14 protein-coding genes are annotated in these 14566 nt (G+C 65.8%); 4 read left to right on the top strand and 10 right to left on the bottom strand.

What is annotated here, in order from left to right:
• Positions 1 to 190: 190 nt before the first annotated feature.
• From ssuD to LRS11_RS04445, 4 genes are all read right to left on the bottom strand, one after another.
• Positions 191 to 1339, bottom strand: coding sequence for an FMNH2-dependent alkanesulfonate monooxygenase (ssuD, locus tag LRS11_RS04430; RefSeq protein WP_260495696.1), 1149 nt, complete (start codon positions 1337 to 1339; stop codon positions 191 to 193).
• 213 nt (positions 1340 to 1552) lie between these two features.
• Positions 1553 to 2515, bottom strand: a complete 963-nt coding sequence (locus tag LRS11_RS04435; RefSeq protein WP_260495697.1) for a sulfonate ABC transporter substrate-binding protein — start codon at positions 2513 to 2515, stop codon at positions 1553 to 1555.
• Between the two features lie 257 nt (positions 2516 to 2772).
• Positions 2773 to 3366, bottom strand: a complete 594-nt coding sequence (ssuE, locus tag LRS11_RS04440) for an NADPH-dependent FMN reductase (protein ID WP_260495698.1) — start codon at positions 3364 to 3366, stop codon at positions 2773 to 2775.
• 9 nt (positions 3367 to 3375) lie between these two features.
• Complete coding sequence (locus tag LRS11_RS04445; protein WP_260495699.1) at positions 3376 to 4014, bottom strand: peroxiredoxin; 639 nt, start codon at positions 4012 to 4014, stop codon at positions 3376 to 3378.
• 217 nt (positions 4015 to 4231) lie between these two features.
• Between LRS11_RS04445 and LRS11_RS04450 the strand changes: the two genes are divergently transcribed.
• Both LRS11_RS04450 and LRS11_RS04455 read left to right on the top strand, forming a co-directional pair.
• Complete coding sequence (locus tag LRS11_RS04450) at positions 4232 to 5227, top strand: sulfate ABC transporter substrate-binding protein (RefSeq protein ID WP_260495700.1); 996 nt, start codon at positions 4232 to 4234, stop codon at positions 5225 to 5227.
• Positions 5228 to 5381: 154 nt separating this feature from the next.
• Positions 5382 to 5924 (top strand): REP-associated tyrosine transposase, encoded by a 543-nt coding sequence (locus LRS11_RS04455; RefSeq protein WP_260495701.1) that lies wholly within the window; start codon positions 5382 to 5384, stop codon positions 5922 to 5924.
• 130 nt (positions 5925 to 6054) lie between these two features.
• Here the strand turns inward: LRS11_RS04455 and LRS11_RS04460 are convergent, their stop codons facing one another.
• From LRS11_RS04460 to LRS11_RS04475, 4 genes are all read right to left on the bottom strand, one after another.
• Positions 6055 to 6786 (bottom strand): ABC transporter ATP-binding protein, encoded by a 732-nt coding sequence (locus tag LRS11_RS04460; RefSeq protein WP_260495702.1) that lies wholly within the window; start codon positions 6784 to 6786, stop codon positions 6055 to 6057.
• A gap of 1 nt (position 6787) precedes the next feature.
• Positions 6788 to 7615 (bottom strand): ABC transporter permease, encoded by an 828-nt coding sequence (locus LRS11_RS04465; protein ID WP_260495703.1) that lies wholly within the window; start codon positions 7613 to 7615, stop codon positions 6788 to 6790.
• Positions 7616 to 7620: 5 nt separating this feature from the next.
• A complete protein-coding gene (locus LRS11_RS04470) occupies positions 7621 to 8610 on the bottom strand; it encodes an aliphatic sulfonate ABC transporter substrate-binding protein (RefSeq protein ID WP_260495704.1) in 990 nt (329 codons plus the stop codon).
• A 94-nt stretch (positions 8611 to 8704) separates the two neighbouring features.
• A complete protein-coding gene (locus LRS11_RS04475) occupies positions 8705 to 10027 on the bottom strand; it encodes an OprD family porin (protein ID WP_260495705.1) in 1323 nt (440 codons plus the stop codon).
• A 367-nt stretch (positions 10028 to 10394) separates the two neighbouring features.
• Here LRS11_RS04475 and LRS11_RS04480 point away from each other — a divergent pair, with 367 nt between their 5' ends.
• Together LRS11_RS04480 and LRS11_RS04485 are read left to right on the top strand one after the other, a co-directional pair.
• On the top strand, positions 10395 to 11369 hold the full coding sequence (locus LRS11_RS04480; protein WP_260495706.1) for an aliphatic sulfonate ABC transporter substrate-binding protein: 975 nt from the start codon (positions 10395 to 10397) through the stop codon (positions 11367 to 11369).
• Positions 11359 to 12585 (top strand): acyl-CoA dehydrogenase family protein, encoded by a 1227-nt coding sequence (locus LRS11_RS04485; protein ID WP_260495707.1) that lies wholly within the window; start codon positions 11359 to 11361, stop codon positions 12583 to 12585. Before LRS11_RS04480 ends, LRS11_RS04485 begins: the two co-directional genes overlap by 11 nt.
• Positions 12586 to 12768: 183 nt before the next feature.
• Here the strand turns inward: LRS11_RS04485 and LRS11_RS04490 are convergent, their stop codons facing one another.
• Both LRS11_RS04490 and LRS11_RS04495 read right to left on the bottom strand, forming a co-directional pair.
• On the bottom strand, positions 12769 to 13674 hold the full coding sequence (locus tag LRS11_RS04490) for a sigma 54-interacting transcriptional regulator (RefSeq protein ID WP_260495708.1): 906 nt from the start codon (positions 13672 to 13674) through the stop codon (positions 12769 to 12771).
• A gap of 118 nt (positions 13675 to 13792) precedes the next feature.
• Positions 13793 to 14374, bottom strand: coding sequence for an alpha/beta hydrolase (locus LRS11_RS04495; protein WP_260495709.1), 582 nt, complete (start codon positions 14372 to 14374; stop codon positions 13793 to 13795).
• Positions 14375 to 14566: the final 192 nt, after the last annotated feature.

Consider the following 14566-nt stretch of genomic DNA (forward strand, 5'->3'; position numbering starts at 1 on the left):
CGCAAGCGGGAGAGGGGAGCCAAGTCCGTGCCAGCGAACTGGCTGGCAGCGCAGATCTGCCCCCTCTCCCATTTATGGGAGAGGGCTGGGGAGAGGGGCCGTTCTCGTGCTCAGCCCCGTAGCCCGGATGCAATCCGGGAAACCCGGCACGCAGGACCCCGGATTGCATCCGGGCTACGGTTTCAGCAAATCAACTGGCGGCTGCCGCCTTGGGCAGGATGTCGCTGGAGATCATTTCGCCGAACGGGCTGACGTAGCCGCGGCTCTGCGGGCGCTCCGGCGGGGCGACGTCCAGGTGCGGGAACAGCAGCTCGGCGACCCGGTACGACTCTTCCAGGTGCGGGTAACCGGAGAAGATGAAGGTGTCGATGCCCAGCGCGGCGTATTCCTTGACCCGTGCCGCTACGGTCGGGCCGTCGCCGACCAGTGCAGTGCCGGCACCGCCGCGCACCAGGCCAACCCCGGCCCAGAGGTTGGGACTGACTTCCAGCTTGTCCTTCTTGCCACCGTGCAGGGCAGCCATGCGTTGCTGGCCGACCGAGTCGAAACGCGCCAGGGAGGCCTGAGCACGAGCGATGGTGTCGTCATCGACATGGCTGATCAGCTTGTCGGTGGCCTTCCAGGCCTCTTCGTTGGTCTCGCGCACTATCACGTGCAGGCGGATGCCGAAGCGCACTTCGCGGCCCTGGGCCGCTGCCTTCTCGCGCACCTGGGCGATCTTCTCGGCCACCGCAGCCGGCGGCTCGCCCCAGGTCAGGTACAGCTCGACCTGCTCGGCGGCGAGGTCCTGGGCGGCATCCGAGGAACCGCCGAAATACAGCGGCGGACGCGGCTGCTGGATCGACGGGTAAAGCAATTTGGCACCCTTCACCTGGATGTGTTTGCCGTCGTAGTCGACGCTCTCGCCCTCCAGCACCCGGCGCCAGATACGGGTGAATTCCACCGAGGCTTCGTAGCGCTCGGCGTGGGACAGGTTGAGGCCGTCACCGGCCAGTTCGTCCGGATCGCCACCGGTCACCAGATTGAACAGCGCGCGGCCGTTGGACAGCCGATCGAGGGTCGCGGCCTGCCGCGCCGCCACCGTCGGGGAAATGATCCCGGGGCGCAGGGCAACGAGGAATTTCAGGCGTTGCGTCACCGGGATCAGCGAGGCGGCGACCAGCCAGGAGTCCTCGCAGGAACGCCCGGTGGGGATCAGCACGCCGCCAAAACCGAGGCGGTCGGCCGCCTGGGCGATCTGACTGAGGTAGCCATGGTCGACGGCGCGCGCGCCCTCGGCGGTGCCGAGGTATTTGCCATCGCCGTGGGTGGGCAGGAACCAGAAAATATTCAGGCTCATGGAGTGGTCTCCTTGGTCATGCATGGCCCGGATGCGATCCGGGGCGGGATTTCCCGGATTGCATCCGGGCTACTAGAAGCATTTGGATCACCGTCCCCTCTCCCGGATCTTCGGGTCACCCTCTCCCATAAACGGGAGAGGGAAGAACCGAGCCGGTGCCACAGTCGCCCCTCTCCCATTTATGGGAGAGGGGCTGGGGTAGAGGGAGGGCCGTTACTGCTGCGCCACCTTGGCCGGCGGCGCCCAGATCACGTCCTTGATGGTCAGGCGCTTGGGGATCAGCTTGAGGTCGCTGAAGGTGTCGGCGATCTGCTGCTGCGCCTCTACCACCTCGGGGCTGATGAACTGCGCGCCGTAGGCCTGGCGCTCAACCGCCGTGCGGGTGATCGCCGGGGATAGACCGAGCAGCGGCGCCACCTGGGCAGTCGCCTCGGCACTGTTGGCGCGGGTCCACTCGCCGATGCCACGGACCTCCTCGACCAGCACGCTGACCACCTCGGGGTTCTGCAGCGCGTAGGGCTTGGCGGCCAGGTAGAACTGGTGGTTGGCCACCAGACCCTGGCCGTCACGCAGGCTGCGGGCCTGCAGCTGATGCTCGGCGGCTGCCTGGAAGGGGTCCCAGATCACCCAGGCATCGACGCTGCCACGCTCGAAGGCGGCGCGGGCATCGGCCGGCGGCAGGTACACCGGCTGGATGTCGCTGTATTGCAGGCCGGCGTCCTCTAGGGCACGCACCAGCAGGTAATGCACGTTGGAGCCCTTGTTCAGGGCGACTTTCTTGCCCTTCAGTTCGGCGACCGACTTGATCGAGGAATCCTTGGGCACCAGGATCGCTTCGCTGGTCGGCGCCGGCGGTTCGTGGGCCACGTAGAGCAGGTCAGCCCCCGCCGCCTGGGCAAAGATCGGCGGCGCTTCGCCGGTTGTACCGAAGTCGATGGAGCCGACATTGAGCCCTTCGAGCAACTGCGGACCGCCCGGGAACTCGGTCCACTGCACCTCGATGCCCTTGTTGGCCAGACGCTTCTCCAGCGAACCCTTGGCCTTGAGCAGCACCAGGGTGCCGTATTTCTGATAACCGATACGTAGCGTTTCGGCTTGTGCTTGAGTGATGGCGCCGAAGGAAATGGCCGCGGCAAACAGGGCGACCAGGCTCCGACGCAAAGTGATAGTGCGCATGGCGCTCTCCTTTGCAATTCGTGATTTAGGTGTCGACCTGCTCGCCCGTTGGCGGGTGAGTAAGGAGGGGTGTTGCTGTGTCTCGCGGGTTTCACCCGCCCTACGCACGTGTCCGTTGGCCAGTGCGTAAAGCGGGGGTTACCTGTTCCTGTAGGAGCCAGCTTGCTGGCGATCAGCGAATCCAATGGCAGTTGCTCTGCTCCCTGTCGCCCCGGATCGCCAGCAAGCTGGCTCCTACAACAATCAACAATGCGTCTTCAGATACTCCAGCGGGCATTCACCAGCCGGTCGTTCAACAGCTGCGGGTCGATCGGCCGCGGGCGGCGGGCCAGGGCGGCGAGCAGTTGCTCGACCGACTCGTCCAGGCGTTCGAGCAGTTCGTCATCCAGCTGCGCCGGGCGCTCGCCCTCGGCATAGGCGATCTGCTTGTCCACGGCGAACACGCCATGCAGCATTTCCTGGGCCTTGAGCGCCGCCAGCACCGGCTTCAACGCGTAATCCACGGCCAGCAGATGCGCCGGGCTGCCACCACTGGCCAGCGGCAGGATCACCTTGTGCGCCAGGGCGCGTTCCGGCAGCAGGTCGAGCAACACCTTCAGCGCCCCGGTGATCGAAGCCTTGTACACCGGCGTCGCCACCACCAGGCCGTCGGCACTGGCCACCACGGCCTGCAGCTGCTGCACCGCCGGGCTGTCGAAACGGGCGTGCAGCAGGTCCTCGGCCGGGAAGTCGCGTACCCGCAGCAGGGTCACCTCGACATGCTGGGCGCGCAGGCGCCGGCTGACATGCTCCAGCAGCACTTCGGTGCGCGAACGCGCCGCGGGGCTGCCAGACAGCAGAACTACGTGCATGGCCAGTCCTTACCGGTTCGGCTGCGGGGTCAGGCGCAGGTAGGGTTTCACCGCGCGATAACCCTGCGGAAAGCGCCGGGCGATTTCCTCCTCGTCCTTCAACGACGGCACGATCACCACCTCGTCACCATCCACCCAGTTGGCCGGGGTGGCGACCTTATGGCTGTCGGTCAGCTGCAGCGAATCGATCACCCGCAGGATCTCGTGGAAGTTGCGCCCGGTGCTGGCCGGGTAGGTGATGGTCAGGCGCACCTTCTTGTGCGGGTCGATGACGAACAGCGAGCGCACGGTCAGGGTGTCGTTGGCGTTCGGATGGATCAGGTCATACAGGTCGGAGACCTTGCGGTCGGCATCGGCCAGGATCGGGAAATTGACCGTGGTGTGTTGGGTCTCGTTGATGTCGTCGATCCACTTCAGGTGCGAGTCGACCGGATCCACCGACAGGGCGATGGCCTTGACCCCACGCTGGGCGAACTCGTCCTTGAGCTTGGCGGTGAAGCCCAGCTCGGTGGTGCACACCGGGGTGAAGTCGGCTGGATGGGAGAAGAGAATGCCCCAGTTGTTGCCCAGCCACTCGTGGAAACGAATGCGGCCTTCACTGGAGTCCTGTACGAAGTCGGGGGCGATGTCGCCCAGGCGGATGGTCATGCTGCTGCTCCTTGAGCGTCGTGGCGTGGGGCTCACTATGCTCAGGAACGAAAACGAATAAAAAGAATAAATAATGATTTATTTATTCCATAAAGAGATATGCAGCGAATCATCGACCGGCTCGCACAAAAGCATAAGCATCTAATTATTTATTCTTTCAAAGAATAAAAACGCTCTCCTATAGTCGCTGCGTTCCCCCTCCTTCCAAGGACGTCCGATGAAACGCCTACTGTCCCCTTCCCTGCTCGCCGCCGGCCTGCTGCTGGCCTCCAGCACCCAGGCCGCGACCCTGCTCAACGTCTCCTACGACGTGATGCGCGACTTCTACAAGGACTACAACGCCGCCTTCCAGCAGCACTGGCAGGCCGAGGGCGGCAAGCCGCTGCAGATCCAGATGTCCCACGGCGGTTCGAGCAAACAGGCACGGGCGGTGATCGACGGCCTGGCCGCCGACGTGATCACCATGAACATGGCCACCGACATCAATGCCCTCGCCGACCATGGCGGCCTGGTGCCGAAGGACTGGGCCGAACGCCTGCCCAACCACAGCGCGCCGTTCACCTCAGCCACCGTGTTCATCGTGCGCAAGGGCAACCCCAAGGGCCTGAAGGACTGGCCGGACCTGCTCAAGGACGGCGTGCAGGTGGTAGTGCCCAACCCGAAGACCTCGGGCAACGGCCGCTACACCTACCTGTCGGCCTGGGGCTATGTGCTGGAAAAAGGCGGCGACGAAAAAGCCGCCAAGGACTTCGTCGGCAAGCTGTTCAAGCAGGCGCCGGTGCTCGACACCGGTGGTCGCGCCGCCACTACCACCTTTATCCAGAACCAGATCGGCGACGTGCTGCTGACCTTCGAGAACGAAGCCGAGATGATCGCCCGCGAGTTCGGCCGTGGCAGCTTCGAAGTGGTCTACCCGAGCGTCTCCGCCGAAGCCGAGCCACCGGTCGCGGTGGTCGACAAGGTGGTCGACAAGAAAGGCACCCGCCAGGAGGCCGAGGCCTACCTGAAATACCTGTGGTCCGAGGAAGCCCAGCGCATCGCCGCCAACAACTACCTGCGCCCACGCAACCCGGCGATCCTCGCCGAGTTCGCTGACCGCTTCCCCAAGGTCACCTTCTTCAATGTGGTGCAGACCTTCGGTGACTGGCCGCTGATCCAGAACACCCACTTCAAGGATGGCGGGGTATTCGACCAGATCTACGGCGCGCAGTAAGACCCGCCCGCAATGCAAAAGCCCGGCCCTGTGCCGGGCTTTTGCATTCGTATACCGCGGGTTTCACCCGCCCTACGGGGTTTGCGTAGGGCGGGTGAAACCCGCGTTGCGGCCTACACTGCGCTGACCCGCCAACCACAACATGGATGTTGTGATGCCCTATTACCGCCGCGCCGCCGCTCCCGGTGGCACCTACTTCTTCACGGTAGTGACTGCCCACCGCCAGCCGATTCTGACCAACACCGATATCCGTAGCGCACTGCGCGAGGGAGTCTCCCTGGTGCGCCAGACCTTGCCATTTCGCATCGAAGGCTGGGTGCTGCTGCCCGATCACCTGCATGCAATCTGGACCCTACCGGAAGGCGACGCGGACTTTTCCACGCGCTGGCGACTGATCAAGCGACACGTTACCCATACGTGCGGCGCCAATTACATTCGCCACGATTATCTGAGTCCGCGACGGTTTGCCAAACAGTACGGCACGCTCTGGCAACACAGATTCTGGGAGCACCTGATACGTGACGAAACGGACATGCGCCAACACCTCGATTACCTGCACGGCAACCCACTCAAACATGGGATTGTAGAGCGAGTCAGTGATTGGCCCTGGTCGTCGTTTCATCGTTATGTGCGCCAAGGCATTTATCCCACCGATTGGGGTGGCTCGACAGACGAGGAAACGCCGATGGGCGAGTAAAAGCCGCGGGTTTCACCCGCCCTACATTTCGCCGGCAACACCACCGTAGGGCGGGTGCAACCCGCGTATGCAGCGCACATAAAAAACCGGGCCTTGCGGCCCGGAAACGTGCTTCCACCTTGAGGTTGGTTTACAGCGCGTGGGCCTGGTACAGCGCGGTCAGCGCCTCGCCGCGCAGGTAGGCCAGCTCCACCGCGCGGCGGTCGCGCGGGCGGGCCAGTGGCACATTCAGTTCCAGCTGCAGGCGGCTGGGTGTGCCGCCGAGGATCAGCACCCGGTCGCTCAGGTAGAACGCCTCGTCCAGATCATGGGTGACCAGCAGCAGGGCGATGCCGTAATGCTCGGCGAGGGCAACCACCAGGTCCTGCAGTTTCATGCGGGTGAAGGCATCCACCGCGCTGAAGGGCTCATCGAGCAGCAGCACCTGTGGCCGGCCGAACAGGCCACGGGCGATGGCCACGCGCTGGGCCATGCCGCCGGAGAGATGCTTGGGCAGTTTGTCGGCATGCCCGGCCAGGCCGACATCCTGCAGCAGCTGCGCCACCCACTCGGCATCGGCCGCGCGGCCGGCGGCAAAGCCGATATTTTCGGCCACCGTCAGCCAGGGCAGCAGGCGCGGCTCCTGGAACACCACACCGATGCCGCTGCCCCGGCCGAAGCCGAGCAGCGGGTTGAGCTCCAGACTGCCGGAGAAGTCGCGATCGAGCCCCGCGGCGATGCGCAGCAGGGTGCTCTTGCCACAGCCACTGGGGCCGAGCAGGCTGACGATCTCGCCGGGGGCCAGGGCCAGGCTGATTTCATCGAGCACCCGCACGCCGGCGAAGGCCTTGCGGATGCCCTGCAGTTGCAGCAATGCGCTCATCTCATGCCTCCCCACCGCTGTAGCTGTCGCGCCAGTGCAGGGCGCGGCTTTCCAGGTTTTTCAACAGGCCGTCGCTGAGCTTGCCGAGCAGTGCGAGCAGGACGATGGCGGCGAGCACCAGGTCCGGCCGCGACGTTTCGCGACCGTCGCTGAGCAGGTAGCCGAGGCCCTGGGTGGCGGCGATCAGTTCGGCGGCGACGAGGAACATCCAGCTCAGGCTGAGCGCCCCGCGCAGGCCGGTAAACAGGTTGGGCAGCGCCGCCGGCAGGAGGATGCGCCGGGTCAGGGCGAAGGCCGACAGGCCATACAGCTGGCCGACTTCCACCAGTTTGCGATCGACCCCGCGAATGCCGGCGAGCAGCGCCAGGTACACCGGGAAGAAGGCGCCAAGGGCGATCAGCACGATCTTCGGCGTCTCGTCGATGCCCAGCCAGAGCAGAAGCAGCGGCACCCAGGCCAGGCTGGGAATCGCCCGCAGGGCCTGGAAGCTGGGCTCCAGGTAGGCCTCGGCACGGCGGCTGAGGCCGACCCAGGCACCGATCAGCACGGCCAGGCCGGCACCGCTGGCAAAACCCGCCGCCACCCGCGCCAGGCTGACACCGACATGCCCCCACAGCTCACCGCTGGCGGCCAGCCAATGGAGCGTCGCGCCGATCTGGCTGGGCGCCGGCAACTGGTGCGCCGGCAGCCAGCCCAGGCGCACCAGCGCCTCCAGCAGGCCGACCAACGCCAACGGCAGCGCCAGGCCACGCCAGCCCGCCAGAACGGGGCGGCGCCAGCGCGGCAGGCGCACGGCACTGCGCAGGGCGAACAGGCTGGACGCGGGCATGGCCGTTACTCCGCCTTGGCCACGGGCTGGCCGATAACGCTGGCCGCCAGTTGCGGGCTGATCAGTTGCTCGACGGTGGCGGCCACGTCGGTACCCGGACGCACCAGCTGCTCCTCGACCAGGATCGGCGCGGCGGCCTTCAGCGCGGCAATGTGCTCGGCCCCCGGCTGCGGGTTGCTGAAGTCGGTACGCGACAGCTGCAGCTTGGCCACTTCCAGCGGCAGCTTGGCTTCCCGGGCGAGCAGCTCGGCCGTCTGCTGCGGATGGCTAACGGCCCAGTGGCGGGCTTGCTCGTAGGCGCCGATGACCTTCTCGATCAGCTTGGGCTGCTCCTTGAGGAAGCCGTCGCTGACGTTGAGCACGCCATAGCTGTTGAAGTCGACATTCCGGTAGAGCAGGCGCGAACCGGCCTGCAGCTGGCTGGCGGCCAGGTGCGGATCGAGCCCGGACCAGGCGTCGACATCACCGCGCTCCAGGGCCACGCGGCCATCCGGATGCTGCAGGTGGACGATTTCCACGTCGTCCTTGTCCAGGCCGGCCGTCTGCAGGCTGCGCAGCAGGAACAGGTAGGGGTCGGTGCCCTTGGTGGCGGCGATCTTCTTGCCCTTGAGGGCGGCCAGGGTCTTGATCGGCGAGTCTTTCGGCACCGCCAGGGCGGTCCATTCCGGGCGACTGGCGATGTACACGGTCTTCACCGGGCTGCCGTTGGCACGGCTGAGCACGGCGGCCAGGCCGGCCGTGGAGGCGAAGTCGATGCTGCCGCCGTTGAGGTATTCGAGGGAGCGGTTGCTGCCCTGGCTGAACACCCACTTGACGCGGATGCCGTCGGCGGCGAGTTGTTTCTCGAGGATGCCCTGCTCCTTCAGCACCAGGCTGGTGGGGGCGTAGTAGGCGTAGTCCAGGCGGACTTCCTTGGGCGTTTCGGCCTGCACGCCGGCGGATGCCAGTGCGGCCAGCAGGGCGCTGAGGCCGTGACGCAATGTGAAGTGTTTCATGGGGTTCTCCTTGGCTCTTGGGCAGATGCCTTCCGGCCCGATGGCGGGCTGGTCAGGAGGTGGCGCCGGCGGGGTTCGCCGGCGCCTGGGTTAATCAGAGGATGGGCAGGCTGTAGCTGAGGATCAGACGGTTCTCGTCCTGGTCGGCCGCGGCATTGCCGCGCAGGCTGGCGTTGCGCCAGGACACGCCAAGACCCTTGAGGGCGCCATCCTGCAGGGTGTAGTCGAGACGGAAGTCGCGTTCCCACTCCTGCTTGTCGCCGGTGGCCGAGTCGATGTTGTCGCCGGACAGGTAGGTGACGGTGGCTTTCAGGCCCGGCACGCCGACTTTGCTGAAGTCGTAACCGTACTCGGCCAGCCAGGTGCGTTCGCCGGCACTGAGGAACTTGCCGATCTGGCGGTCGGTGATCAGGTAGGCGGTGGCGCCATCACCCTGGTTGAGGTACGGGAAGTTGCTGTCGCCGGAGACCTGCTGGTAACCGGCGCTCAGCGCGTGGCCACTGAGGCTGTAGGTGAACAGGGCGCTCCAGGTGTCGTTGTCCACTTCGCCCTTGGTCACGCCATTGCCGTAGTAACCGGTGCTGACGTAGCCGTCGTCGCGCCCGGCTGCGCTGCCGTTCTCGCCATCGGAGTCGCTCTTGAAATAGCGCAGGTCGGACTTCAGCGCGCCAGAGCCTATGGCCAGGTTGTGGGTCAGACCGAGGAAGTGCTGCTGGTAGAACTCGTTCAGCTCGCCGTAGTAGTACTGCGCCAGCAGGTCCTTGCCGATCTTGTAGTCGGCACCCGCGTAGTAGAAGGTGTTGCTGAACTGGCCGGTCTTGGCATTGTTGGCGCCACCGATCGACAGGCCTTCGCTGCTGCTCGAGCTGCGCCCCTTGGCGTGCTCCAGCTGGCCGCCAATCAGGGTCAGGTTGTCGATTTCATTGGAGGTGATCTGCCCGCCGTCGAAGGTCTGCGGCAACAGGCGGCCGTCGTTGAAGGTCACCACCGGCAGCTTCGGCTGCAGGGTGCCCAGACGCGCCTCGGTCTTGGAGAGGCGCACCTTGCCGGTCAGGCCGAGGCTGCTGAATTGGTCTTCGGCGCGACCGTTCTCGTCGGTGGGGAACACGGTGCCGCTGTACTTGCTGGAGTCCGGGTTGTAGTGACGACCCTTGCCGGAGTCGAGCTTGACCCCGAGCAGACCGATGGCATCGACGCCGACGCCAACGGTGCCTTCGGTGTAGCCGGAGATGTAGTTGAACTGGAAGCCCTGGCCCCATTCTTCCTGGGTGTTGGCATCCGCGTTGCGGGTGTCCTGGTTGATGTAGAAATTGCGCAGACCGATGGTGGCCTTGCTGTCTTCGATGAAACCGGCGGCGCCGGCCTGCTGGGCGATGGCGCCGAGGGCGACGGCCAGGGCCAGGGATGACTTGTTCATGCTCGATGCTCCAGATGCGTTCTTGGTCTCGTATGGGCTGGGGCTCGAGCCGGCGGTCTGTGTGCCGTGCTGCAGTGAAAGGAGAGCCCCTTGATCGGGCTCGGTGCGGTGGTCCGCTGTCGGCTTGGGGTGCAATCTAGGGGATTTTTTTAATCCCTAAAAAGAATTGTTTTTCACTTTTATGTAACTAAAAAGAATATGCATGGCATAGCAACAAACCCATAAGCTAATTCCTGAAAAGTATTTGTAGAGTACTTTTTAGATCGACTAGCTTGTCTTCACCGGATCACCGGACTTCCTCTTCCCCCGAAGTTTCCTGTGCTCCGCCGCCTCGCAATGGCCGGAGTGCCCCTTGCAGAGGTCTGCCATGTTCCCTCATTCGTTTACCCGTCGCGCCCTGCTCGGCCTCGGCTTGAGCCTTGGTCTGCTCGCCGCCCTGCCGGTCCAGGCCGAAACCCAGCTGCGCATCGGCTACCAGAAATCCTCCACCCTGATCAGCCTGCTGAAGAGCCAGGGCACCCTGGAGCAGGCCCTGGCCGGCCAGGACATCCGCATCAGCTGGCATGAGTTCGCCAGTGGCCAGCCGCTGCTGGAGGCGCTGAATGTCGGCAATATCGACCTGTCCGCCGATGTCGCCGACACCGTGCCGGTGTTCGCCCAGGCCGCCGGCGCGCAGCTCACCTACTTCGCCCAGGAAGCGCCCTCGCCCGCCGCCCAGGCGATCATCGTGCGCAACGACTCGCCGCTACACAGCCTGAGCGAGCTGAAAGGCAAGAAAGTGGCGGTAACCAAGGCCGCCGGCAGCCACTACCTGCTGCTCGCCGCCCTGGCCAAGGCCGGGTTGCAGTTCAGCGACATCCAGCCGGCCTACCTGACCCCGGCCGATGGCCGCGCCGCCTTCGAGAACGGCAAGGTGGATGCCTGGGTGACCTGGGAACCCTTCCTCAGCAGCGCCCAGCGCCAGCTGCCGACCCGCACCCTGGCCGATGGTCAGCAGCTGGCCAGCTACCAGCGCTACTACCTGACCAGCACTGCCTTCGCCAAGGCCCATCCGCAGGTCTTGCAACTGGTGTTCAACGAGCTGGTGAAGACCGGCGAGTGGCTGCGTGCCCATCCAGCCGAGGCGGCCAAGGTGCTCGGCCCGCTGTGGGGCAATCTCGACCCGGCCATCGTCGAGCAGGCCAACCAACGACGCAGTTACCAGGTGCGCTCGGTGCAGGCCGCCAACCTCGGCGAGCAGCAGAAGATCGCCGACGCTTTCTTCGCCGAAGGCCTGCTGCCCAAGGCAGTGGATGCCAGCCAGGTGGCGATCTGGCAGCCGGCGGTGAACCATGGCCAGTGAAGCCCGCCACCTGCACCCGCAGGCAGAGCCGCTGCTGGATGCGCGGCTGTTCCCCGTCGACTTCGGCACCCTCACCAGCAAGGTCGAGCGCCTGGCGCGCAAGCTCGCCGACAGTGCCATCGAACGCGACAAGCGCGGCGGCCATGCGCGCGCCGAGCGCGAGCTGATCCGCGACAGCGGCCTGCTCAGCCTGGCCATCCCGCAGCGCTACGACGGCCAGGGCAAGAGCTGGCCGGAGATCTACCGCATCGTCCGCCATCTGGCGACGGCGGACAGCTCGCTGGCCCACCTGTTCGCCTTCAACCACCTGCAGGTGGCCACCATTCTCCTGCACGGCAGCGCCGAGCAGCAGCGCCACTGGCTGAGCCGCAGCGTGCAGGAGCGCTGGTTCTGGGGCAACGCCAGCAACGGCCGCGACCTGAATCTGCAGTTGCAGGCACGCGAGGAACACTTCGAGCTCAACGGCAGCAAATCCTTCTGCTCCGGGGCCCTCGGCGCCGATGCCCTGCTGGTCAGCGCGCCACGCGGCAAGAGCGCCACCGAACGGGTGTTCCTGAGCCTGCCGGCGCAGCGCGACGGTCTGGCGATCAACGACGACTGGGACGCCTTCGGCCAGCGCCAGACCGACAGCGGCACGGTGCAGTTCGAGAATGTCTTCGTCGATCGCGACGAGCTGTTGATCTCCGGCGGCCAGAGCCCGCGCAGCAGCCTGCGGGTCTGCGTGTCGCAGCTGATCCTCACCCAGCTCTACCTGGGCAACACCCAGGCCGCGCTGGATGGCGCGCTGCGCTACACCCGCGAGCAGGCCCGCGCCTGGCCCGGCTCCGGAGTGGCCACGGCGAGCGAGGACCCATTGATCCAGAAGCGTTACGGCGAACTCTGGCTGCTCTACCGCGGCGCCCTGCTGCTGGCGGAACACGCCGCCGAGCGCCTGCAGCAGGCCTGGGAGAAACCGGCACTGGGCGCCGCCGAGCGTGGCGAGGTGGCGCTGCTGATCGCCGAGGCGCGGGTCTCTGCAGCTCGCGCTGCGCTGGAGATCACCAGCCAGGTGTTCGAGGCCATGGGCGCCCGCGCCACCGCCTCGCGCTACGGCTTCGACCGTTTCTGGCGCAACGTGCGGGTGCACAGCCTGCACGACCCACTCGATCACAAGGTACGCGATGTCGGCCACTGGCTGCTCAACGGGGTGCCGCCGACACCGTCGCTGTATTCCTGAATACGCGTTTACACGGGGGCCGTCTCAGGCAGGGCGGCTCCCGTTTTTTTGCTTGCTGCTTGTATGCCGGGCCAGTAGATGCTGCCGGTATGCCTCGCCGTAGGGCGGGTGCAACCCGCGCCATGTGCCGACGCGGGTTGCACCCGCCCTACGCATGAGGTGGGGCTGCTAACGAAGCAACCGTCAGGACGCCAGCCACTGCCGCAGCTCCGTCCGTTCCTCCGCCGTCAGCCGCGCCAACTGCTGCTCGATCAGTTGCAACGGCGCACTGGCCGGCAGGTTGAGATGCTGCGGGAGGATCTCCGCGCCGCTGCTGACCAGCAGGGCGAAGTGGATGACGTTCTCCAGCTCGCGGGTATTGCCGTACCAAGGATGGCTTTCCAGAGCGGCCTGCACGGCCGTGCCGAGCAGCGGAATGGCCAGGCCCAGGCGCTGGGCGTAGATGCCGAGGAAATACTCGGCCAGCGGCAGGATATCGCCGGGCCGCTCGCGCAGCGCCGGCAGTTCCAGGCGGCCTTCGTTGAGGTACAGATAGAGGCGCTCGCTGAACTTGCCGGCGGCCACCGCCTGGGCCAGGTCGATGCTGGTGGCGACCACCAGGCGTACATCCACCGGGGTCGCGTGATGGGCGCCGACGCGTAGTACCTCGCGGGTTTCCAGCACACTCAGCAACTGGTCCTGCAGCGGCCGCGGCAGGTCGCCGATTTCATCCAGATAAAGGGTGCCGCCGGTGGCCGAACCGAACCAGCCGGCGCGGCTGCTGGTCGCTCCGGCATAGGCGCCGGCGGCATAGCCGAACAGTTCGGCCTCGCCCCACTGCGGGCTGATCGCCCCACAGTTGACCGCGACGAACAGGCCGCCGCGCTCGCTCTCACGGTGGATATGCCGGGCCAGCAGCTCCTTGCCGGTGCCGGTCTCGCCGACGATCAGCACCGGCAAGTCGAGGGTGGCCAGCAGGTTGGCCTGCTCGCGCAGCTCACGGGAACGCGGGTCGACGAACACCAGCGCCTTGGCGCGGATGCTCAGCGGGCTCTTCTCGGTGTCGGCAAAGGTCAGCAAGGCTTGCTGGGGATAATCGGGGCGGCTCATGGATCGCTTCTCTATACGGGATGAGCCACCGCACGGCAGTGGGCTCAGGGTGAACGAAGGACGGGAACGGGCGAGCCGCCGGGCATTCGCGGCTTGAGTGAACGGGGCGTGCGACGTTTCACGCGCGCCGCCGCGCCTGCTGCTCGATCTGGCTCTGCAGGCGGTACAGGTAGGCGAAACCCTGCTCCCAGCGCTGGTGGCCAGATTTCACGTTGATATGCCCGACCCCCGTCAGCACGGCAGCCTGCGCGCCCCAGTCGCGGGCCAGTTGCAGGGCGCGGGCGGCGCTCGCCGCTGGATCGTTGTCGGAGCCGACCAGTTGGCTGGGAAACGGCAGCAAGTCCCGCGGGATTGGTGCAAAGCCTTGCAGCGCCGGCGGGCAACCGGGCCGTTCGACATCTGCCGGAGCCACCAGCAAGGCCCCCCGCACCTGGCGCAAGGACGCCAGCGGCGCCTGCGCCGCCCAGCGCGCCACGGTGATGCAGCCGAGGCTGTGGGCGATAAGGATCACCGGGCTGTTGGCGGCGCTGATGGCGCGTTCCAGGGCGGCGACCCAACTGGCCGGATCGGGCTGATCCCAGTCGGCCTGCTCGACCCGCGAGGCATTCGGCAGGCTGCGCAGCCAGTGGCTTTGCCAGTGATTGTCCGGCGAGCCCTGCCAGCCCGGCAGAATCAGATAACGGATGGATTGGCTGCGCATCGCGGGCCTCCTTAAGCGGTGTATGGAGGCCAGTCTAAGAGGGCGAAATAAAGATGTTAAGGAATAAGAAATTATTTGTTTATAACTTAATTGACATGGAAACCTGACGGCTTGTTGCGGGCCGCGGCAGCGCCCCTCTCCCCAACCCTCTCCCGTAAACGGGAGAGGGGGCAACGCAGTCCGGACCTGCTT

Source organism: Pseudomonas sp. J452 (genome assembly GCF_024666525.1).
Taxonomy (GTDB): Bacteria; Pseudomonadota; Gammaproteobacteria; order Pseudomonadales; family Pseudomonadaceae; genus Aquipseudomonas.